At 58.9% G+C, this 20,134-nt stretch carries 18 protein-coding genes and 2 other RNA genes; all 20 read right to left on the minus strand.

The window, feature by feature from the left end:
- Window positions 1-6: 6 nt before the first annotated feature.
- Window positions 7-1,947, minus strand: a complete 1,941-nt coding sequence (locus tag U0L91_RS11440) for a rhamnan synthesis F family protein (RefSeq protein WP_330047072.1) — start codon at window positions 1,945-1,947, stop codon at window positions 7-9.
- 14 nt (window positions 1,948-1,961) lie between these two features.
- Window positions 1,962-2,807, minus strand: coding sequence for an NAD-dependent epimerase/dehydratase family protein (locus tag U0L91_RS11445; RefSeq protein ID WP_330047074.1), 846 nt, complete (start codon window positions 2,805-2,807; stop codon window positions 1,962-1,964).
- Window positions 2,804-3,841: a glycosyltransferase family 2 protein gene (locus U0L91_RS11450; protein WP_330047075.1), complete on the minus strand. Its 1,038-nt coding sequence runs from the start codon at window positions 3,839-3,841 to the stop codon at window positions 2,804-2,806. Before U0L91_RS11450 ends, U0L91_RS11445 begins: the two co-directional genes overlap by 4 nt.
- 6 nt (window positions 3,842-3,847) lie before the next feature.
- Window positions 3,848-5,692 carry an HAD-IA family hydrolase gene (locus U0L91_RS11455; protein ID WP_330047077.1) on the minus strand — a complete coding sequence of 615 codons (1,845 nt, stop codon included), beginning with the start codon at window positions 5,690-5,692 and terminating at the stop codon, window positions 3,848-3,850.
- A complete protein-coding gene (locus U0L91_RS11460; protein WP_330047079.1) occupies window positions 5,674-6,576 on the minus strand; it encodes a glycosyltransferase family 2 protein in 903 nt (300 codons plus the stop codon). The genes U0L91_RS11455 and U0L91_RS11460 overlap by 19 nt, the downstream gene beginning before the upstream one ends.
- Window positions 6,573-7,379, minus strand: a complete 807-nt coding sequence (locus U0L91_RS11465) for a DUF4422 domain-containing protein (protein WP_330047081.1) — start codon at window positions 7,377-7,379, stop codon at window positions 6,573-6,575. Before U0L91_RS11465 ends, U0L91_RS11460 begins: the two co-directional genes overlap by 4 nt.
- 132 nt (window positions 7,380-7,511) lie before the next feature.
- Window positions 7,512-9,407: an ABC-F family ATP-binding cassette domain-containing protein gene (locus tag U0L91_RS11470; RefSeq protein WP_330047083.1), complete on the minus strand. Its 1,896-nt coding sequence runs from the start codon at window positions 9,405-9,407 to the stop codon at window positions 7,512-7,514.
- A 75-nt stretch (window positions 9,408-9,482) separates the two neighbouring features.
- Window positions 9,483-10,232, minus strand: coding sequence for a YjjG family noncanonical pyrimidine nucleotidase (locus tag U0L91_RS11475; RefSeq protein WP_330047085.1), 750 nt, complete (start codon window positions 10,230-10,232; stop codon window positions 9,483-9,485).
- A gap of 55 nt (window positions 10,233-10,287) precedes the next feature.
- A complete protein-coding gene (locus tag U0L91_RS11480) occupies window positions 10,288-11,973 on the minus strand; it encodes a GDSL-type esterase/lipase family protein (RefSeq protein WP_330047088.1) in 1,686 nt (561 codons plus the stop codon).
- A complete protein-coding gene (locus U0L91_RS11485; RefSeq protein WP_330047090.1) occupies window positions 11,970-12,650 on the minus strand; it encodes an HAD hydrolase-like protein in 681 nt (226 codons plus the stop codon). Before U0L91_RS11485 ends, U0L91_RS11480 begins: the two co-directional genes overlap by 4 nt.
- A gap of 150 nt (window positions 12,651-12,800) precedes the next feature.
- Window positions 12,801-13,589: an ABC transporter ATP-binding protein gene (locus U0L91_RS11490; RefSeq protein ID WP_330047091.1), complete on the minus strand. Its 789-nt coding sequence runs from the start codon at window positions 13,587-13,589 to the stop codon at window positions 12,801-12,803.
- A complete protein-coding gene (locus tag U0L91_RS11495; protein WP_481804530.1) occupies window positions 13,582-14,505 on the minus strand; it encodes an ABC transporter permease in 924 nt (307 codons plus the stop codon). Before U0L91_RS11495 ends, U0L91_RS11490 begins: the two co-directional genes overlap by 8 nt.
- A gap of 113 nt (window positions 14,506-14,618) precedes the next feature.
- Entirely contained in the window at window positions 14,619-15,662 is a 1,044-nt protein-coding gene (locus U0L91_RS11500; protein ID WP_330047095.1) for an ABC transporter substrate-binding protein, read from the minus strand.
- 172 nt (window positions 15,663-15,834) lie between these two features.
- Window positions 15,835-16,107 (minus strand): DUF1294 domain-containing protein, encoded by a 273-nt coding sequence (locus U0L91_RS11505; protein WP_330047097.1) that lies wholly within the window; start codon window positions 16,105-16,107, stop codon window positions 15,835-15,837.
- 216 nt (window positions 16,108-16,323) lie between these two features.
- Window positions 16,324-16,676: a transfer-messenger RNA gene (ssrA, locus tag U0L91_RS11510) on the minus strand.
- A gap of 62 nt (window positions 16,677-16,738) precedes the next feature.
- Window positions 16,739-17,206 carry an SsrA-binding protein SmpB gene (smpB, locus tag U0L91_RS11515; protein WP_330047098.1) on the minus strand — a complete coding sequence of 156 codons (468 nt, stop codon included), beginning with the start codon at window positions 17,204-17,206 and terminating at the stop codon, window positions 16,739-16,741.
- 77 nt (window positions 17,207-17,283) lie between these two features.
- Complete coding sequence (gene recR, locus U0L91_RS11520) at window positions 17,284-17,877, minus strand: recombination mediator RecR (RefSeq protein ID WP_330047100.1); 594 nt, start codon at window positions 17,875-17,877, stop codon at window positions 17,284-17,286.
- Between the two features lie 16 nt (window positions 17,878-17,893).
- Window positions 17,894-18,235: a YbaB/EbfC family nucleoid-associated protein gene (locus tag U0L91_RS11525; protein WP_330047102.1), complete on the minus strand. Its 342-nt coding sequence runs from the start codon at window positions 18,233-18,235 to the stop codon at window positions 17,894-17,896.
- A gap of 54 nt (window positions 18,236-18,289) precedes the next feature.
- The gene (gene dnaX / locus U0L91_RS11530) at window positions 18,290-19,939 is read right to left on the minus strand and encodes a DNA polymerase III subunit gamma/tau (RefSeq protein WP_330047104.1); all 1,650 of its coding nucleotides are present in this window, start codon (window positions 19,937-19,939) and stop codon (window positions 18,290-18,292) included.
- An 82-nt stretch (window positions 19,940-20,021) separates the two neighbouring features.
- Window positions 20,022-20,120, minus strand: an RNA gene (gene ffs / locus U0L91_RS11535) — signal recognition particle sRNA small type.
- Window positions 20,121-20,134 lie beyond the last annotated feature (14 nt).

The following is a 20,134-nucleotide window of genomic DNA, read 5'->3' on the forward strand; positions in this document are numbered from 1 at the left end:
CCGGTGTTACTCCTCATACGGGGCGTTGTGCGGTCCGAAGACGGTTCGCTTGACGCGCATCATGCTCTTGTACGCTTCCGGGGACATCCGGTCGCGCAGCCAGTTGCGGGCGCGGCGGCGTCTGGAATTGGAGTACGGGCCGTAGCTTCTGAAGAAATGGCGGCGCGATGCAAAGGCACCGGCAGCGGCAGCAGCGGCGCCGAAGGTGGTGCAGTCAAACACCCTTGCCAGCGGCCGCACAAGTCCGCCGGCATACGCCTGCATGGCATCGCAGCGGGAAATCGCAAACTCGGTGCTCATGACCTCGGCGGGATAGTACCCCGCCCCCTGTGCCACAAACGGGTAAATCCGCTCGATGGCATGGCTGATGGTCCCGTCCTGCGGCAGGGGTTCGGGCGGGAAGTCCTCATGCTTCCAGCCGTAGTCAAACAGCGGCTTGAGTGCCTTGACGCGGAACCAGAATACGCTGCCGAAGGGGGCAATCGGCATCTTTTCCCCGGAAATGGGGCGGTCGATGCCCAGCTTTTTCATTAGCGCCTTGGTGTTGTCAAAGTTGGGGCCCCAGCCGTTGGAGCACATATTCATGAAATAGACGCCGTGCGTCGGGAACGGCGGGCAGAGCAGGCCCAGGTAGGGGTCTTTTTCAAACTCGCACAGAATATTCAGGACATGATCGGCGTCCTTGCAGACATTCTCGTTGCAGACATAGCCGAAGCTGGCACCCACGCTGCCGGGTTTGGTCTGGATTGCCTTTTTATCGTGCATGAAGCAGGCATAGTCATATTCCGCCAGCTGCGGTGCCAGGTCGCACAGAAACGCGCCCACATCGCGGCCGCGGTTCTCCACCACCCGGACCGTGACATGATGAACCGGCAGGGTGGCAAAAACCTCCTCGATTTGGGCCTTTTTCTCAGCCGTATTGGTGGAGACAAAGACATCCGTCTCGGGCGGCATGTTGGCCGCAAACGCATAGCTCTGGGGCAGCATATCCATGAAATAGAGATGCATGGCCAGGGCAATCCGGCGTTCGCTGCGCACCTTCTGTGCACAGGCCGGGTCCTGCACCTGCTGCGGGATCAGCCGCGTCAGGCCCAAATTTCTCGTGAAATCATACGGGTGCATCGTGCGGATCATGTTTTTCCAGATCAGATCGACCGGATAGTCGGTGTGATCGCGCAGATAGGCATAGAGTTCCCGCACCGGCTCGCCGGCCGTATCGTTCAGGTATGCCTCATAGTCGTGCATGAAGCTGCGGCGCTTGAACAGCGGGCATTTTTTATCCCGCAGAAGGCGGACCGGGCAGACCAGCAGCGGGTAATCGGTGAAGTCCCGCAGATCGTCCGTCTTGACATAGACATCCCACTGGTAACCCTTGTCGGCAAACTGTTTGGTAAAGACCGATTCATACCGCTGAACGGAATCGTTGTAATCCTCGATCATCGGCATCTTGTCCCAGTACGTCTGCAAATCGCGGGACTGCAGGAACTTTTTGCGGTAGACAATGAAATGGGACTGGATATGTACCGGCAGATAACTGTACAGATGCTTGCCCTTGAAGGGGTTGCCCTCGGCCCCGTGGTGGACCGTGAGGCCCCAGAAATCCAGATCCTTGTTCTCCGCCATCGCGTCGAACATTTCCCGCAGCGGGCGGACCGGTCCCATCAGGGTCGAGTTGGTCATGACCACCTCGTCGAATTCACACAGGCGGTCCCAGCCGTAATGATCCAGCGCCGTCTTGTAGGCCCAGACATCCAGTCCCTTGTTTTCGCGGACGATGATCTGGTCGGTGAATTCCGAAAATGCCTTGCGGCCCTGGTCGCTCAGTTTGCCGTTGCAGACCACAATCAGTTCCGTCAGATTGCGGGCGAGGTCGCGCAGATAGTAGGTGATGAACTCATCCACATCGCCGTTTTTTTCATAGAAGAAAAAGATTCCCAGTCGTCTCATCGTATCATCCTTGTTTATTCCAGATGTGCATTCTTCAGAATCTGATTGATCTTGGCGGGGTCACCCCAGACGCCCGGGCTGTCATAGGGACGGTCCGGGAAGGCGCCGTAATCCAGTTTGATCCGGTAATTCTTGTCGCGCAGGAACTGCTCCACACGGTCGGCCAGCGACTGCGGTTTGCCGGTGCAGACATTGATGATTCCGTTGACCTCGTTCTGGACGCTGGCCGCGACAATCATCGTGGACAGACGCTCCAGATCAATGAAATCGTACTGATTCTTGCCGCTGGTGAAGGGGAAGGTCTCCTTGCCGTCCAGTTCCGCCTGGGTGATCTTGGCAAAGATCGAGCTGCCGTGAGCCTCATCGCCGGTAATGTAGTAGGCCCGCAGCCAGTGCAGGACACAGGGCGAGTCCTTCAGCGAGAGCATGAGGCTCTGGCGAAGGGCGTTCTTGGCAATCCCATACTGGCTCTGCGGATTGCAGGGCGTATCCTCCTCGATGGCGCCTTCCCAGTAGCCCACCTCGTGCATGGTTCCCATCACCGTCAGGGCGGGCAGTCCCCCGCTGACCATATTGTTCAGGAAGGTGACATGGGAGGACAGATCCTTCATATGGCTGGAGGCATTGTGACGGAAACCGTCACGCCAGGCCAGATGGATGCAGACATCCGGACGGCCCAGCGTATTGTAGATGTTCTTGTCCCCGCTGAAAATCGGCAGGTCACAGAACTCGGCGCGCTCATCAACGCCCTTGAAGGCAAAGTCCGAGGCAATCACCGAGTATCCCATATCCAGAGCCGTCTTGACAACATGGCGGCCGATATAACCGGCTGCGCCGGTCACAAGAATGGTTTTCTTCATCGCAGCAATTTTTCCTCCCTGTTGGGCAGGAACCCGTAAAGTCCCTGCAGGTGCGTGCGGAACAAAAGCAGCACCGCCGCTTTCTTTTTATTCTGACGCAGTACGGACCAAAAGTCAAGTACCGTATACGGATACGGCGCCAGCACGGCGTACAGCATCCGCCAGGCGGCGCGGGCCTGTCCGGGCGGCATCCGGCTGTCCCGCATCTGGTGCATCGCAAAGGCGATCACCTCGGCACAGCGGGATGCCCAGACACTGCCGCGTTCCCGGTCACTGCACCAGGCGCAGACGGCCGCATATTCCCCTTCCACCCAGCGCGGCACGGTCTGCAGCCGCGCCAGCACCGCCGCAGGGTCCGCGCAGGCCGAGGTACTGCCGCGGCGCTCGAGGTGTTCGTAGGTAACGTCGGGCAGATACGCAACCGTCGGTCTGCAGGCGTAGAACGCCGCATTGAAGACAAAGTCCTCCAAACCGTTCCTGCAGTTCGGATCAAAGCGGAGCGACCCGAATTTTTCGGTGCTGTACAGCGCATTCCAGACAAACTGGGGGCCACTGTCCTGCAGGAAGGCCAGATACTCGGTCCCGGTACTGTCCGCAGACAGTCTCCGGGCACGCCCCGGCGGGTGCGGCAGTTCCACCGGCTTGCCGGCGGCATTCTGGCGCAGCAGCCGGTACCCCGTGCGCGCCGCATCGGTCCCCTGCTCCCGCACAGCGGTGAGAAGGGTTTCCAGCGCCGTCGGCAGCAGGCGGTCATCGTCATCGCAGAAGGTAAACCACCGTCCGCGCATCCTCTCAAGCCCGCAGTTGCGCGCGGCACAGATGCCCGCGTTGGGCTGATGGTATGCCCGGACCCGGGCATCGGCCGCCGCCAGTTCCCGGCACAGTTCCGCACTTCCGTCGGTGGAACCGTCATCAATGAGGAGCAGCTCAAAGTCCCGGACGGTCTGTCCGAGCACATCGGCCACCGCCGAACGCAGGAACGGCGCCGCATTGTACACCGGCATAATAATGCTGACGAGCGGTGCCCGTTCCATGCGTTTTCACCTGCCTTGTTTTTGTTTCATCGCCGCATAGATTCTGTCATACGGAAGCGGCAATCCGATCAGTTGTTTCATGAATGCGACTTTCCAGCGCGAGTTTCTGAAATCCCGCGCCGCAAGAGCCGGGCGGCGCAGATACGCCGTGATTTTCCGGGGCGCCGCCAGCTGCCAGCTGCCGCCGTCCTCGACGGTCAGCGGGCCGAACAGGGCAATCTCTTCGCTGCGCGGGCAGCGGACCATCCGCAGGAAGGGATCACACACGGTCTGTGCGGGCAGTGTGAGTTCGCTGAGCGGGGAGTCCTTCCACGCCTTTGCGAAGGCCAGCGTTCCCTTGCGCAGCGCCAGAATTACCTCGTCCTGTGCCGGGTCATACCGGCCGATCCGGGGAACCGTCCGGCCGTCATCCTCCCTGGCATATCCGACCGTCGGCCCGCAGAGTTCCGAGACAAACCGTTCCAGCATGGGCTGACCCGCCCAGTACCAGAGCGGCGCCGGATTGCCGCCGAACAGGAACGCCCGGGCGCGTTGTGCCGGCAGTTGTTCATGCAGCCGGCTGTCACAGGCCAGATAGCGCCCGTCAAGAGGATGGCCGGTCAGTTCCTCCAGAATCCGCTGGGTCGTGCCGCCGCTGCCGATATCCACCAGCAGGATCTGTCCATGGTCCAGTCCGGACTGCTGCAAATACTGCCGTACCAGCGCAGCGGCCTCGCGGATTGGTTCCCCTGCCGCCGTTTTGCAGCGGGCTGCCAGCGAGAGCAGCAGTTCCCGCGTCGCCCGGTCCAGCGGTCGGGTACGAAGATCGCAGATCTGCTGAGCATCTGCCGGCAGGAACTTTGCATCCAGGCCCAGATATTCACAGATCTGTCCCCTTGTCAGACGCTGGCGAGGCAAGGCATCGGCGAGCAGGGCCAAGGTACCGTCATCCATGGGGCGATAAAGCAGGGCCGGCAGCAGACTCTTGCGGGACACCCGCAGATAGTCCGTCTGTTCCCCGGGATACAGCATTTCATAAACCCGGCGGATCAGTTCCATATCCCGCGCAAGAAAGACCAGTCTTGCCCCGGGAAGCTGCTGCCGCTGGGCGTGCAGCCAGCCGGCAAAAGAAACGGCCAGCGGGCCAAGAAGCTCAGCCCCCCGCGCAGCGGCCGGCGAGTCCTTTGGAAGAATCTGCTGAAGGGCGGCCGCCGCATCGGCAAGATCGTCCCCGGTTCTCTCGGTATAGGGCAGGGGCCGGCGAGCCGGCACCAAAAAGCTGCGGATTCCCGCCGCCGCTGCCCCGATCCGGTCGGCACGAAGATCATCGCCGACAAACAGGACGTCCGCAGCGCGGTATCCGGTCTCGTGCAGAAAGAGACGGAACAGTTTCCCGCTCCGCTTCTGTACGCCGAACTCCGAGGAGACAAACACATTCTCCAGGAAATCGTAGCCGCAGCCGGTCAGGATTGCACGGATTTCCTCCGCCGGCAGGTACATATCCGAGACCGCATAGAGTTTCTGTCCGCGGGCATGGAGGGCGCGGGCCGCGGCCAGCAGCGGCGGGTTTGCCGTGCAGAAAGCGCGCTCGGCCTGACATTCCCGGGCCGGGTCTGCCCCACGCAACTCCGGTTCGGCATAAATTTCCGCGAGGGTCACTTCCCGGTCATGCCGGGCGCGGGCCTGCCGCTCCGCCCGGATACGATTTTCACAGAAGCCCTCCGGTGCACGGCCGGTTCGCTCCATCCAGCGGAAAAGATCCGTCGGCCGGGCGCAGCATCGCTTGACCAGCGTATCAAAGACATCAAAAGCCACCGCACCGAACGGTGCGGCTGCCCGTAAGATTCGATCTGTCAGACTGCTGTGTTCCATACATCGTTCACATAGCGTACCGGAGGATGAAACCGGATTCCTGTCAGGAATCCTTTCCAGATGATCGCAAGGCGCTTTCCCTTCTGCGGACCGCAGCGCAGGACCTGGACACTGTGCCACAGGTCCTTGGCGATCAGCCAGAGCCAGCCGCGCAATCCTTCCCGCCGGTACAGATAGACGTCATTGCGGTAAAAGAACCGATACCGCGGCCAGCGGTCCGGGGCATCCGTGGCGATATTGACCACCGCCGGGCGCGCCATGGCATGAACCACGACACTCTGGGGAATGACGTAGCAGGGCACCTCGCGGGAAATTCGGCGGGTATATTCCCAGTCATCCGACCAGATGAAAAATTCCGCGATCGGCAGCCCGAACCGCTGTACGGTTTCGGTGCGGAGAAACAGCGAGACAAAACTGGCCATCACGGCAGGAAGATATGTTCCTTCAAAATCCGGCAGGTCCCGGTAAGGCGTGATGCGCTGCCGGTTCATCGGCTGATCGGTCCCGTCCGGCGCCAGTGCCCGGGAGGACAGCCAGCCGTAGCTTCCTTCCAGTTCCCGGTCAGCGTCGAGCAATGCGGTCAGCGCCCCGGGCTGGGGCAGGCAGTCATCATCCATGATCCAGAGATACCGATATCCTGCCCGGGCCGCCTGCCGGATGCCCCAGGCAAAACCGCCCGCACCGCCCAGGTTGGCGCCGGTATTGCAGTACCGGATGCGCGGCGAATGGAGATCCGACACCATCCGGGCCGTTCCGTCCGTGCTGGCATTGTCGATGACCCAGATATCCAGTTCCTGTTCCTGCTGCGCGAGCAACGCCTGCAGGCAGCGGCTCAGCATCCCGCACCGGTTGTAGGTGACAACCACCGCCGCGGTCTGATTCATCGGTGAAGATCCTTCCTGGGGAAAAATTTCCGGCTCAAAAAGGCCGTTCCCTTGCGGAGCCAGTGCTGGCTCTCCATATAGACAACGTCCAGTTCCTCGTAGGAGATATTGTTGGTGATCAGCCAGGCGTCCAGAAGCCGCTCGCTGACAAAGCCGAAGACCCGCTTGTCGTTGGTGGTATAGCTGCTGATATCCAGTTCCCGTTCCAGCTCAAACAGGATGTCGAACAGCCAGGTACAGTAATGCTGCAGCAGTTCCCGTTTCATCACGAACATGTTGAAGTGATGGCCGTGGGTCTTGGACATGTACAGGTCATAGGCCGGCAGGTATTCGGGGCATTTGCGCTCGATGATGGAACGGGTCACGGCCAGGTCCTGTTCGTGATGGGCATGAATGTACTGGGTATAGTTGGTCTCAATGTAGTAGTGGCGCTCCCGGGGCAGGACAACGTTGGTGGTGGCGAGGATTTTGTTCATCTCCTCATGGCCGATCACCCGCTGCTTTTTGGGGGCGAGCCGGTGCAGACGGGAGGCAAAATAGCGGCGGTAATGCACAATGCCGATATAGTCCGAGTCCAGATTCTTGCAGGCCCAGTACAGCCCCGTCAGTTCGCAAAAGTTCCAGTTCTTTTCCGAGATGTTCTCACCGGTATCGTCGCCGATATACCCGATATCCGGATGGATGGCATGGCCCATCTGTACCGGCAGATACATGGGATCTTCCGGTACCCAATACGGTTTATGGGTCGCAATGATAATTGTCGTTTGCAATACAGATTCCCTGCCTATTTCTGCTGCCCACAAGCCTACGCCGGCAAAAGGGGCTGTGTTTGAACGTCTAAATTACGACACAATTTGAAACTAGTATACCTCTTTTTACCGGGAAAGCAAGTTACAGTTCCATTACTCTTTCCCGTTTCGGGGCCGGGCGGCGGATCACTGAGCATCCTCGGCATCCATTTTTTCCTGTTCCTCCGCCAGTTTTTCCCATTCTTCAAACAATTCCTGCTGATGGAAGCGTGTATCCTCCAGCTCATCGCATTTATCGCGAAGGAGCAGGTGATCGCGCAGGACCTCGGGATCGTTGATCTCGTTTTCCAGCTCCACGATGTGAGCGCCCAGCGATTCGATCTCGTTCTCCACCGCCTTGAGGCGGGTGCGGACTTCGGCACGGCGGCGGCGCTGTTCCTTGCCGTAGCCGGCGCGGGGCGTCTTTTCCTCCTGGCGGGACGCGGTCTCGGGTGCCTTGCCCTGATCGCGGTCATGCAAAGCCTGGAAATCGCGGTAAAATACGGCTTTCCCGTTTTCCAGATAGAGAATCGGACAGCCCAGCGTCTGCATCAGGTAGCGGTCATGGGTGACCAGCAGCAGCGTTCCGGTATATGCGGCAAGTGCCTGTGTCAGACTCTCCCGCATATAGATATCCAGGTGGTTGGTCGGCTCGTCCAGGAACATGAGGTTGGGACGTTCCAGCGCCAGCTCCGCAAAACGAAGTCTGGCCAGTTCTCCGCCCGAAAGGGTGGCGCAGTCCTTGAAGACCTCCTCGCCGCGGTAACCGAACTGGGCCAGGTGGCTGCGCACCTCCAGCTCGGTGAAGCGCGGATACTGGTTCCAGATCGCATCAATGACGCGCCCGGCCCGCCGCATCTGCTGCTGCACAAAGATTCCCGGTTTGGCGCCGCTGCCCAACCGGACCATGCCGCCCGAGGGACGGCGCTTGCCATCCAGCACTTGAAGCAGCGTGGACTTGCCGGTCCCGTTCGGTCCGGCAATCACCAGCTTGTCGCCGCGGTGCACGACATAATCCAGCGGTTCCAGCAGGGTCCGCTCCCCCATCCGGATGGTCAGGCCTTTCATGATGACCAGCTCGTCATACGGCTCGATGTCGTACTCAAAGCGGAATTTCAGTTCCCGGGCCTGCGGACGCGGCGCTTCGGTGATTTCCAGTTTTTCAAGCTGTTTGCGGCGGCTCTGCGCCATCTTCGTGGTGGAAGCGCGGACCAGGTTGCGGTCGATGTAATCCTGCAGCTTGGCAGCCTTTTCCACATCGGCATCGTGCTGTTTCTGCTGCCGCTCGTCCGCGGCCTCACGCTGCGGCAGATACGCCGAGTAATTGCCGCGATAGGTCTCGATGGTCTTCCCGACGAGTTCCCAGATCCGGGTACAGACAGCGTCGAGGAAATACCGGTCATGGCTGACCACAAGCACGGCGCCGCGGTAGGTTTTCAGATAACTTTCCAGCCATTCCATCGTCTCAATGTCCAGATGGTTGGTCGGCTCGTCCAGGATCAGGATGTCGGGGCGTTCCAGCAGCAGCCGTGCCAGGCGCAGCCGCGTCTGTTCGCCGCCCGAAAGCACACCGGCTTTCTTTTTCCAGGTATCTGCCGGAAAGCCCATGCCGTTGAGCACCTTCTTGATCTGCGTATCCATGTTGTAAGCATCCATGGCATCGATCAGCGCATTGCAATGGGCAATCTTTTCGGTAATTTCGGCATTGCTGGGATCTGCGGCCAGCTGTTTCTGCAAGGCTTCCATCTCGGTCATCGCATCGAGCGCCGGGCGGAAAGCCTCCCGCATGGTCTCATAGACATCGGCTTCCGGTGCCAGGTGTCCGGTCTGTTCCAGGTAGCCGCAGGTCACCCCCGCCGAAAAGGATGCCGTTCCGGCATCGGGCTGACTCTCGCCGCACAAGATCCGCAGCAGCGTCGTTTTTCCGGTCCCGTTGGCCCCGATAATGCCAATGCGGTCTCCTCGTTCCACATTGGCGGTGACATCCTTGAGCACTTCGTGTTCGCCGAAGCTTTTGCCAAGGTTCTGTAATTCGATCAGCATAATTGCACCTTAATCTGTGTTTTTGTCCTGTTGACCCGAAAATGTGCCGCTGCGGATCAGGGCAGCGGCACAAAATCAGATGTCGTTTGTATGCCGGCGGTTGCGGACTCCAACGTTCTCCAGCTCTTCGGGTTCCATCACAATGCGGTAGAGCTCTTCATAGCTCTGAACGGTAAATTTCGGATGCACGTCGGTTTTATTCTCTTCATTTCTGAAGTTGACCCAGCAGGTGTCCAGACCGGCATTGACGCCGCCCTTGATATCGGCCAGAAGGTCATCCCCCACCACCAGCACACGGCTGCGGTTGGACAGGCCCAGATCCTTCAGGCAGTAATCAAACAGTTTGGCGGAAGGTTTGGCCGCGCCGACCTTTTCGGAAATATACACGCCGTCCATGAACCGGCCGATGCCCGAAGCTTCAATGCGGGGCTGCTGAACCATCGTTGCGCCGTTGGAGACAATCGCCAATGTCGCCACCTCACCCAGCTCCTCCAGCGCATTGAGCGCACCGGGGATCAGGTCCGCATGGTTGGACAGTTCCTTCTCATAATACTCATTCATTTCCCGCCCGTTGCCGCTGTCAGGCAGGCCCAGCGCCTGCATCACCCGGCTGAAGCGGATGGCAAACAGCTTGTTGCGGTTCAGTTCTCCTTTGGCAAGGCTGTCCCACAGCTGCCGGTTCACACGGTGGTAGGTCTGGACGGCCTCAAGGTCATGGGGCAGTCCGTAATGTTCCAGCGTATCGGTGATCGCCGCACGCTCGGCGGCGTCAAAATCCAGAAGCGTGTTGTCTACATCCAGCAAAAGACAAGTATAATATGCCATGGTTTACTCCTGTTTTCTTCCTCCCGGCTGCAGGGTCCTGGACAGTCTGTGCCGGTCAGTCGTCATTGTCGCGGTGATCCCAGTCCCAGCCATTGCCCCAGGGGAACGGATTTTCCGTCGCGGTCGGTTCGGTCACCTGCAGTGTGAATTCACTGTACTGTCCGTTGTTTGTGGCACGGATGATATACTGTCCCGGATAGGCCGGGGTGAACTGCGTATTGTCGCCCACGGCGGACCAGTCCGGCTGCTGTGCGCAGCTCCAGGTGGTATCGCCGACAGGGTTGGTCACATTGGCCTGCAGCGTCGTGGTGGAACCGGCGGCAATCGTGCTGCTGCCGGTGATGGAAACCGTTGTGGACGGTGCCTCGACCTTGACGGTCAGCGTCTGCGACGCAAAGGTTCCGTTGACTTCCAGGCCGGCCTTGATGAGATAATCTCCCGCCGAGCTGGGCGTGAAGGCAAAGGAAGCGCCGTTCTGTTCGAGTTCGTCATTGACGGACCACTGCACACCGCTGTTGTCGTACTCCTTGCCGCCCAGCGTCACCGAAGCGTTGATCGTGATGGTATCGCCGAGTTTGATGGTGGTATCGCCCTGGTCCAGGGTGAGTTCCAGCCGCGCGTCATTGAACATGGCCGTCACAGAGATGTTCTGCGAGACATTATCCACACGGGTGGGACTGGTCTGGCCGTCGCTCCATTTATAGAAGACAAAACCGTCGGCCGCCTGGGCAGTGATGGTGACGGACTGCTTGGCCGCCGCCTCGACCTCAATGGAGGTCACGCCGCTCTGTCCGTTGCCGCTCAGCGTGCCCTTGCCTTCTTCCACAAGGTACTGCAGCTTATAGGTGGTCGGCGTGGGCTGCGGCGTGGCCTGTGCCGTGCTGTCCGACGAAGCACTCTGCTCGGTTCGGCGCGGGATGTCGTCGGTATCGGGGCGGTTGTCGGTGGTCTGATACGCATGGTTGCGCAGATAGTTCATGAAGACGTTGGCACCGGCCGTGTTGAATGCCGTCCCGTCCTCATTAAAATAGGATGCCTCGGCAAAGCCGTTGGACGCCTTGAGCGCCTCGGCGGTGTTGAGGAACTTATAGCCGTTTTCGTTGCACATGACGGCAAGGGCCTGGTTGAACTCGTCAATCCGCAGCTGGGTCTTGGCCGCATCCTTGGCGCTCTTGAGCACCGGCGGAATAGAGCTGACAATCACATCGCAGTAGGAATATGCCGCTGTGATCGCCTTGAGGTCCTGCTGATAATCCTGCACGAAGTAATCGCTGGCAAGGCTGCCGTCCAGATTGTTGGAGCCCAGGATCAGCACCACGCGGCGCGGTTTCATGATGGCCATGGCCTGCGGCACCGTGTAGGACTGGGAGTCTCCTTCAAAGTTGATGAAGGCGTCCCGCAGCAGGGACGACACATCCAGGCCATCCTTGGCGGCGCTCTGGTCCAGCGTGATCAGCCGGTTGCTGTACAGCGATGCGGCGAACTGATCACCCGCAAAGACCGTGGACGACGTATAGTCAGTGCCGGCATCATCGGTCTGGGTCAGAACGGCGTCCAGAGAGGTATCGAGCGGATATTTGTCGGCATCATAGCTGACATTGCCTCCACCCAGTTTGGCGGGCAGAATCCATGCCGCCACGAACGAAACGATCACCGCCAATACGCAGCCGAGGATCACCAGACAGGCTTTCCTCTGCATCGAGCTGAAAGAGGCGCGGGCGCCGGAATTTTTACGGCTCATAATTGCGTGTTGTCCCCCATTCCCATAGTATGGTTCTTCAGAATAAACCCGGTCAGTTCCTCGCAGTCGCCGGCCAGAAAGACCGGATGCCAGGGTTCGAGTTCCTCTTTGCTGCCGTATCCGTACAGCACGCCGACGGCGGGCAGACCGCAGTCCGCCGCGCCCTTCATGTCGTCCTGACGGTCCCCCACCATCAGAACACGTTTGCCCGCAAAAAGCGGATCGGACAATACCTGACGGATCACGGCCGTCTTTGTATCTACACTTTGATCCATGCTTGCGCCGCCCACACGGTCAAACAGCGGAAGCAGCCCTTTTTCCTCCAGGATCGGCAGGACCACATCCCGCGGCTTGGAGGTTGCGGTTGCCAGCAGCAATCCCTGCTCCCGCAGGCGCTGCAGCATCGGAACCACGCCGGGAAACAGCGTACATTCGTGCATTCCCTGCTCCGCATACCGTGCGCGGTACAGTTCGACCGCCTTCTCGACATCCTTGGGGTCCGAGAAATGCTGCGCGAAACTCCAGCGCAGCGGCGGTCCGAGATACCGGGACAGATCAATCCCCTGCGGATCGAGTCCCATCTGCTGGAACGCATACGCAAAACAATGGACGATGCCGGGTCGGGAATGAATCAAGGTCCCATCCACATCGAACAAAATCACATCATAATACGCCATACGTTCCCTCCTGATTCGGTATACAGGGTTTATTATAGCATAAATTTCAGCATTTGAAAATCATTTCATAAAATTTTGACGGATTTTGATGCTGCACACGAAAAAAGCACCGGAATCCTCAGATCCGGCGCTTTTCCGCGTCTATTCGGTTCAGGAAAGGATCATCCGGTCATTGGCTTCCCCGCCGGCCTGCTCGAAACGGAGCAGCAGGTCGGAGACCTGAAGGGAGGATTTTTCCTCTCCCTGGACATCGTAGATGATCCGGCCTTCATGCATCATGATCAGGCGGTTGCCGTAACGGATGGCATCGCGCATATTGTGGGTGATCATCAGGGTGGTCAGATGATTTTCATGCACAATCCGGTCAGACAGTTCCAGCACCTTGGCTGCGGTCTTGGGGTCCAGCGCGGCCGTGTGTTCATCCAGCAGCAGCAACTTGGGCTGTTTGAGTGTCGCCATGAGCAGCGTCACGGCCTGACGCTGTCCGCCGGACAGCAGGCCCACTTTGCTGGTCATCCGGTCTTCCAGGCCCAGATCCAGCATTTTGAGCAGCTCATGGTATTCCTCCCGCTCCTTGCGGGTGATGCCCGTCCGCAGCGTTCTGCGGCAGCCGCGCCGTTTTGCCAGGGCCAGATTTTCCTCAATCTCCATGGTGGCGGCAGTTCCCATCATCGGGTCCTGAAACACACGGCCGATATAGGCGGCACGCTTATGTTCGGGCAGACGGGTTATGTCGTGACCGTCAATCAGGATTTTTCCCATGTCCACCGGCCAGGCGCCCGCCACTGCGTTGAGCATGGTGGATTTTCCGGCGCCGTTGCCGCCGATGACCGTCACGAAGTCCCCATCGTTGAGGGTCAGATTCAGACCGTTCAGGGCCACTTTCTCATTCACCGTACCGGCGTTGAAGGTCTTGTAGACATTTTTGATCTCAAGCATCGGTCTTTTCCCCCTTCTTCACCGCCACACGGGTAAAGTACTTGGCTTTCCAGTACGGAACCGCCAGGAAAATCGCCACCACAATGGCGCTAAGCATCTTGAGCAGGTCGGTATCAATCTTGCACCAGATGCAAATCTGCATGACCAGATAGTAGATGATGCTGCCGATGGCCACGCTGAGCAGTTTGAGCGCGAAATTCCGGAAGATCTTGCTGAAGAGCGCTTCACCGATGACCACCGCCGCCAGGCCGATGACGATGGCGCCGCGGCCCATCTGAACATCCGCAAAGCCCTGGTACTGGCTGAGCAGCGCACCGGAAAACGCCACGAGACCGTTGGAGAGCATCAGGCCCAGCACGGTGGTGAAGCTGGTATTGATGCCCTGGGCACGGGACATGTTGCCGTTGCAGCCCGTGGCACGGATGGAACAGCCGAGTTCTGTGCCGAAGAACCAGTACAAAACAGCGATCACGAGGGCAACAATCACCGCCACAATCAGGATCGTGTTGCGGTAGAAGGGCACGTCCTTGATGTACCGCAGCGAAACCAGCAGGTCAAATTTGTCCACGTTGATTGCCTGGTTGGATTTTCCCATGATCTTCAGGTTGACAGAGTACAGGGAAAGCTGCGTCAGGATGCCGGCCAGAATCGCCGGGATGCCCATAAAAGTATGGAACAGTCCCGTAACAAGACCCGCGAGAATTCCGGCGCCAAAGGCAATCAGCATGGAGGTCCAGACGTTCATGCCGCCCAGCATGCACATAATGCAGACAGCGCCGCCAAGGCCCAGCGTGCCGTCCACCGTAAGGTCGGCCACGTCCAGAATCCGGAAGGTAATGTAGACACCGATGGCCATTACGGCCCAGATCAGTCCCTGTGCCGCAGCGCCGGGCAGCGCATTGATCAGTGATGCGATATTCACGAGGTAAAGTCACTCCCAAACAACAGAATTAAAGATATTGTAACAAAAAATCGCGGAAAAGGAAACCGTTTCCGCGAATTTTGTTCTGAAAGATGAGACCGGGAGTGTTATTCTTCGATGGCTACATAGTCGTCGGGAATCGTTACACCCAGCTGCTCCGCGATGGAAGGATTGTACTTCTTGGTGAACTGCGGGGCATATTCAATGGGCATTTCCTCGACCTTGCTCTCGCCGGTCAGGATCTTGACGGCCATCTTGCCGGTGGCAACGCCCAGATCATAGTAGCTGATGGACAGCGTGGCCACGCCGCAGCCGGAGCAGATTCCTTCCTCGCCGGCGATGACGGGCGTGCCGGCCGGCAGGCAGATGTTGTTGATGATCTCGGTGTTGGACGCCACCGTGTTGTCGGTGGGAACATAGATCACATCACTGGCATCCGAAGCATTCTGGCAGACGGTAGACAGATCGTTGGAGTCCGAGAAGGAGAACATCTGGCAGGTGTACCCCATATCCTCAAGGTAACCCTGGACAGCGTCGACCTGGTACTGGCTGTTGGGCTCGGCACTGCAGTAGAGCAGACCGACCGTCTTGGCATCGGGGAACAGCTCCTGCAGCATTGCCGCCTGCTGATCCAGCGGCGCCAAGTCGCTGGTGCCGGAAATGTTGGTGCCGACCAGGCCGTCAAAATCGCTGATGCCGAGGGCCACACCGTATTCCGTCACCGAAGTGCCCAGCACGGGAATCGTATCGGTGCCGGCCTGTGCCGCCTGCAGCGCGGCCGTGGCATTGGCAAGGATCAGGTCCACACCGTCCGACACAAAACCGTTGATGATTGTCGCGCAGGTATTGGAGTCGCCCTGGGCGTTCTGTTCGTCAAATTTGACCGAGTCACCCAGCGCTTCGGTCAAGGCATCCTTGAAGCCGCTCGTTGCCGCATCGAGCGCTTCATGCTGAACCAGCTGGCAGATGCCGACATTGTAGACCTTGCCGTCCGATGCCGTCGAAGCAGCTTCAGAAGTCTCGGACGACTGTGCGGACGATGCCTCCGAAGCGGTGCTGTCCTGCGAAGAAGCGGTATCCGTCGTGCTGCCGCAGGCAGCGAGCGACAGGGCAAGACAGCCTGCCGTCAAAAGAGAAATCCATTTTTTCATCTTGCTTTTCCTCCATTCATCCCCCGCAGTCGGCATTCCGGATGGAATGTCCTTCCCCTTCTGCGGTTTAATGCTTTAAAGTATACCACAGAGAAAAAGATCCCGCAATATGCAAAAGCACAAAACCTCTTTGATTTTTTTGATAACTTTCTCTATTCTGTACAAAAATTCTTTATCGGAAGAGAAAAACATACCCGAGTACCAGCTGAACGGCAAGGATCAGCGGCATTCCGAGCACGAAATACCAGTGTTTTGTCTTATGGTGGAACAGATACATTCCGCTCCAGGTCCCGAGACTACCGCCCAGCAGTGCCGCCAGAAACAGGGTGCTTTCGGGAATGCGCCACTTGTGCCGGCGGGCACGGTGTTTGTCGATGCCCATCAGCAGCAAGCCGATGAGATTCACCGCGATCAGGTAAAGCAGACCGATAGTTTGAAATTTCATAATATTCCCTTCTTTGACTTCAAAAGATGTACACCGTTTCCGGCCAATGGATTTTCCGCGCCGTACAAGGGTCCTGCCGTTGGCATACATGGCAAGCTCCCCGGGAAGAACATTCCTGCCGTCTGCGGAAATAACCGCACCGGCCCCGGCCGCTTTTGCTCCCAGTAAAAAGGCCGCAGCCCTGAGGCAGATGCATCAGGGCTGCGGCTGTGGATGTGGTGGAGCTGACGGGAGTCGAACCCGTGTCCGAAAAGAAAGCGGTTAGAGTATCTCCGGGCGCAGTACATTTATTGAATTTCCCGCCGTGCGAGCGAGTGTACACGCTTGTCACTTTGGTAGCTTCATAAATTCATGACGGGCTGCAAAGCTTAGGCCCGTGCACGTTCAGTACCTAATCGACGCCCTGACCCTGTGCGGTACTAAAACAGGCAGGACGGTCGCGCCTAATTAGGCAGCGACGGCAACAGAATAATCGTTGTCAGTTCATTTTAGTTGGCACTTTTATCGTGGTGTGCCGCCACGGCCCGCTGCTCACGCCTCTCTCTCCCCGTCGAAACCATGACAGCCCCATGAAAACGCCGCTGTGTGCGGCGTGAGGAGGTAAGAGTTGTGAAAAGCCGATCTGCTGCTGTTATCGTGCTGATTTCATCGCACGGTCGATATCCCGTTTGGCATCACGCGCAGCAGCATCGGCGCGTTTGTCATACAGCTTTTTGCCCTTGCAAAGGCCCAGTTCCACCTTGACGCGTCCCATTTTGAAATACAGCTGGAGCGGAATCAGGGTGTAGCCCTGCAGTTTGATCTGCTGGGCGAGATGGCGGATCTCACTTTTATGGGCCAGTAGCCGCCGGGGGCGGCGCGGGTCGCGATTGAAGATATTGCCATGGTCGTACGGGCTGATGTGCATTCCTTTGAGGATCAGTTCCCCGTCATCAATATCGGCCCAGGAATCCTTGAGATTGGCTCCGCCGCCCCGCAGGCTTTTGACCTCGGTACCGACAAGCTCGATCCCGGTTTCCAGTGCTTCGATAACGAAGTACTCATGGCGCGCCTCACGGTTCAGGGCAATGACCTTTTTTCCGGAATTTTCCTTTGCCACAAGACACACCTCCTTTGGGCATACAATCAGGATACCACAGTATAGCGCGGGATTTCCAAAATGTCAAGCGGAAAGCGTCACATTTCCCCGCGGCCCTCCATGGCACGGTACAGTGTGGTTTCATCGGCATATTCAAGGCTGGAACCTACCGGCAGACCATACGCCAGGCGGGTCGTCTTGATGCCCAGCGGCTTGATGAGTTTGGCCAGGTACATGGCCGTGGCTTCCCCTTCCACCGTCGGGCTGGTAGCCATGATGACTTCCCGCACCGAGGCATTGAGCCGCGCAAGAAGTTCCTTGACACAGAGCTGATCGGCACCGATGCCATCCATGGGAGAAATCAGTCCGTGCAGCACATGATACAGGCCGTTGTATTCATGGGTACGCTCAATGGCCTTGATATCGCGGGGCGCTTCCACCACGCAGATGACCGAGCGGTCCCGTTTGGGAGAGGAACAGATCGGGCAGACCTCGTTTACGGTATAATCCTGGCACAGCCGGCAGCGGTGAAGTTTGGTCTTGGCATCCTCGATGGCTTTGGCAAGTGCCATGGCCTGTTCATTGCTCATCGACATGACCTCATAGGCCATGCGGACGGCGCCCTTGCGGCCAACACCGGGGAACCGCGCAAACTGGTCGGCCAGATTCTCCAGCGGTTCGGCGTTCTGCATACCTTAGTGCCTCCGATCAGCCCAGGCCGGGAATGTTCATGCCGCCGGTCATCTTGGCCATTTCGTCGTCGGAATCCTTATCCACGGCAGCAACGGCACTGTTGACGGCCGCCGCCACCAGATCTTCCAGCATCTCGATATCGTCCGGATCAACGGCCTCAGGCTTGATCTTGATGGAAGTCACTTCATGTTTGCCGGTCATCGTGACGGTGACCATCTCACCGCTGGCCGTGCCGGTATATTCGCGGGCTTCGAGTTCCTCCTGCTTGGCACGGATCTCGTCCTGCATTTTCTGGACCTGGCGCATCATGGCCTGCGGATCGGGGCGGCCGTAGCCTTTGGGAAGTCTTGCTTTCATGGGTAAATTCTCCTTTGTACAATTCTTGCCGCCATTGCCGCGGCGCGAAAAATCTTATTTATCCTCAACGACGACGTCCACGCCCAGGCTCTGCATCTGGCGCAGGGTTTCCTCCACGCTGACGGCGGGCGAACCGTTTTCGTCGTTTTTCGGTTTCTCGTAAGGGCCGATACCACATTTGATGTGGGTGACCTGGTAGATATACTGCTTGATGCTGCGGGATGTCTCCTTGCTGCGGCGCATGAAATCCCGGAATTCGTCGCTGCATTCGATCAGGACACGGCGGCCGTCATAATAGGCGTTCGTTCCCCGCAGATACGAGTTCAGCATGGGGTCGTTCTCGGCAATCAGACTGAGAACCGCCGGCCATTGGGCAAACAGCTGCGGTTCGGTCAGGGGCGCCGGACGCGGTGCGGGAGCGGGCTGCGGCGCCGCAGGCGGTGTCTGCTGCACTGCGGGATTCCCAGGCTCTGCGGCCGGGACGGACGCCGGCACGACCGGCGGAACGGTCGGGGGCGGCGTTGTTGCCACCGGCGGAACCGTGACGGGCGCTGCGGTGAAAGGCGCTGCCGACACTGCCGCGGGGGCCTGGACCGTGCGGACGGGCTGAACCGCCACCGCGGTAGGCTCCGGGCGGGTCAGCGAGAACACCGCAAGTTCCAGCTCGATACGCTGGTCCATGCCGCGCGCCATCTTTTCGAGTGCTGCCCCGAAGGCGCTGACAGCCCGCACCGCCTCGGCCTGCGGGAAATCCTGCCGTTCCCGGTAGGCAGCCTCCTCCTCCGGCGAAGTACCGGTCAGGAGCTGGGTGCCGTCGGGCAGGGAGCTGAGCATCAAGTTGCGGTAATGTCCGGCCAGTTCCATGCAAAGGCGCCGCATATCGACGCTCTGCTGGCGAAGCTCCGCAATTTTCTGAAGAGCTCCGACCGCATTGCCCGCCGCGATGGCATCGCTGATTTCAAACAGATACCGCCGGTCGGTGACGCCGGCCATCCGGCGGACCAGGGCTTCATCCACGGTGTTGCTGACGCCGGCACAGGTATCGAGAATAGACAGCGCATCCCGCATGGCGCCATCCGCCAGCCGGCCGATCAACGCCGCCGCATTGGGGTCCAGATCAATGTTTTCCTGCTGGGCCACATAGCTCAGGCGTCCGGCAATCTTTTCCGCCGTGATGCGCTGGAAATCATAGCGCTGGCAGCGGCTGAGGATGGTGGCCGGCACCTTCTGCACTTCGGTGGTGGCAAGGATAAAGATCACATGCTCTGGCGGTTCCTCCATCGTCTTGAGCAGCGCGTTGAAGGCCGACGTGGACAGCATATGAACCTCGTCGATGATATACACCTTGTACTTGCAGACTGCCGGAAGATAGGCAGTCTCATCCCGCAGATCCCGGATATCATCCACGCTGTTGTTGGAAGCGGCATCGATTTCGGAGACATCGAGGATGCTGCCGTCATCAATGCCCCGGCAGACCGCGCACTCGCCGCAGGGGTCGGCACCGTGGGAATCCAGACAATTGACCGCCTTGGCAAAGATTTTGGCACAGGTGGTTTTGCCGGTTCCGCGCGTTCCCGTAAACAGGTAGGCATGGCCGATGCGCCCCGCGGCGATCTGGTTCTGCAGGGCGGTCACAATCGCCTCCTGCCCCACCACATCCGCAAATTTGCGGGGACGCCATTTGCGATACAGCGCACGGTACATCAGCACACCCACCTTTCTGTCCGGGGAAAGAAAAAGGACAGGGCCCGCGCGGGTGCGCCCCGCGGCTGCGCTGCTTTGCATACGGATGCAGGCTTGCCGCAGCACCAGGAGACCACCGCTTAATGCTGCTCGGTTCCCCGCCTGACATGGTTCACAGGGCTCCTGCGCACGGGGCCCACATCCGTATGCAAAACA

Origin of the sequence: Gemmiger sp. (assembly GCF_036306485.1) — a bacterium.
In the GTDB taxonomy this organism is placed as follows: domain Bacteria; phylum Bacillota; class Clostridia; order Oscillospirales; family Ruminococcaceae; genus Gemmiger.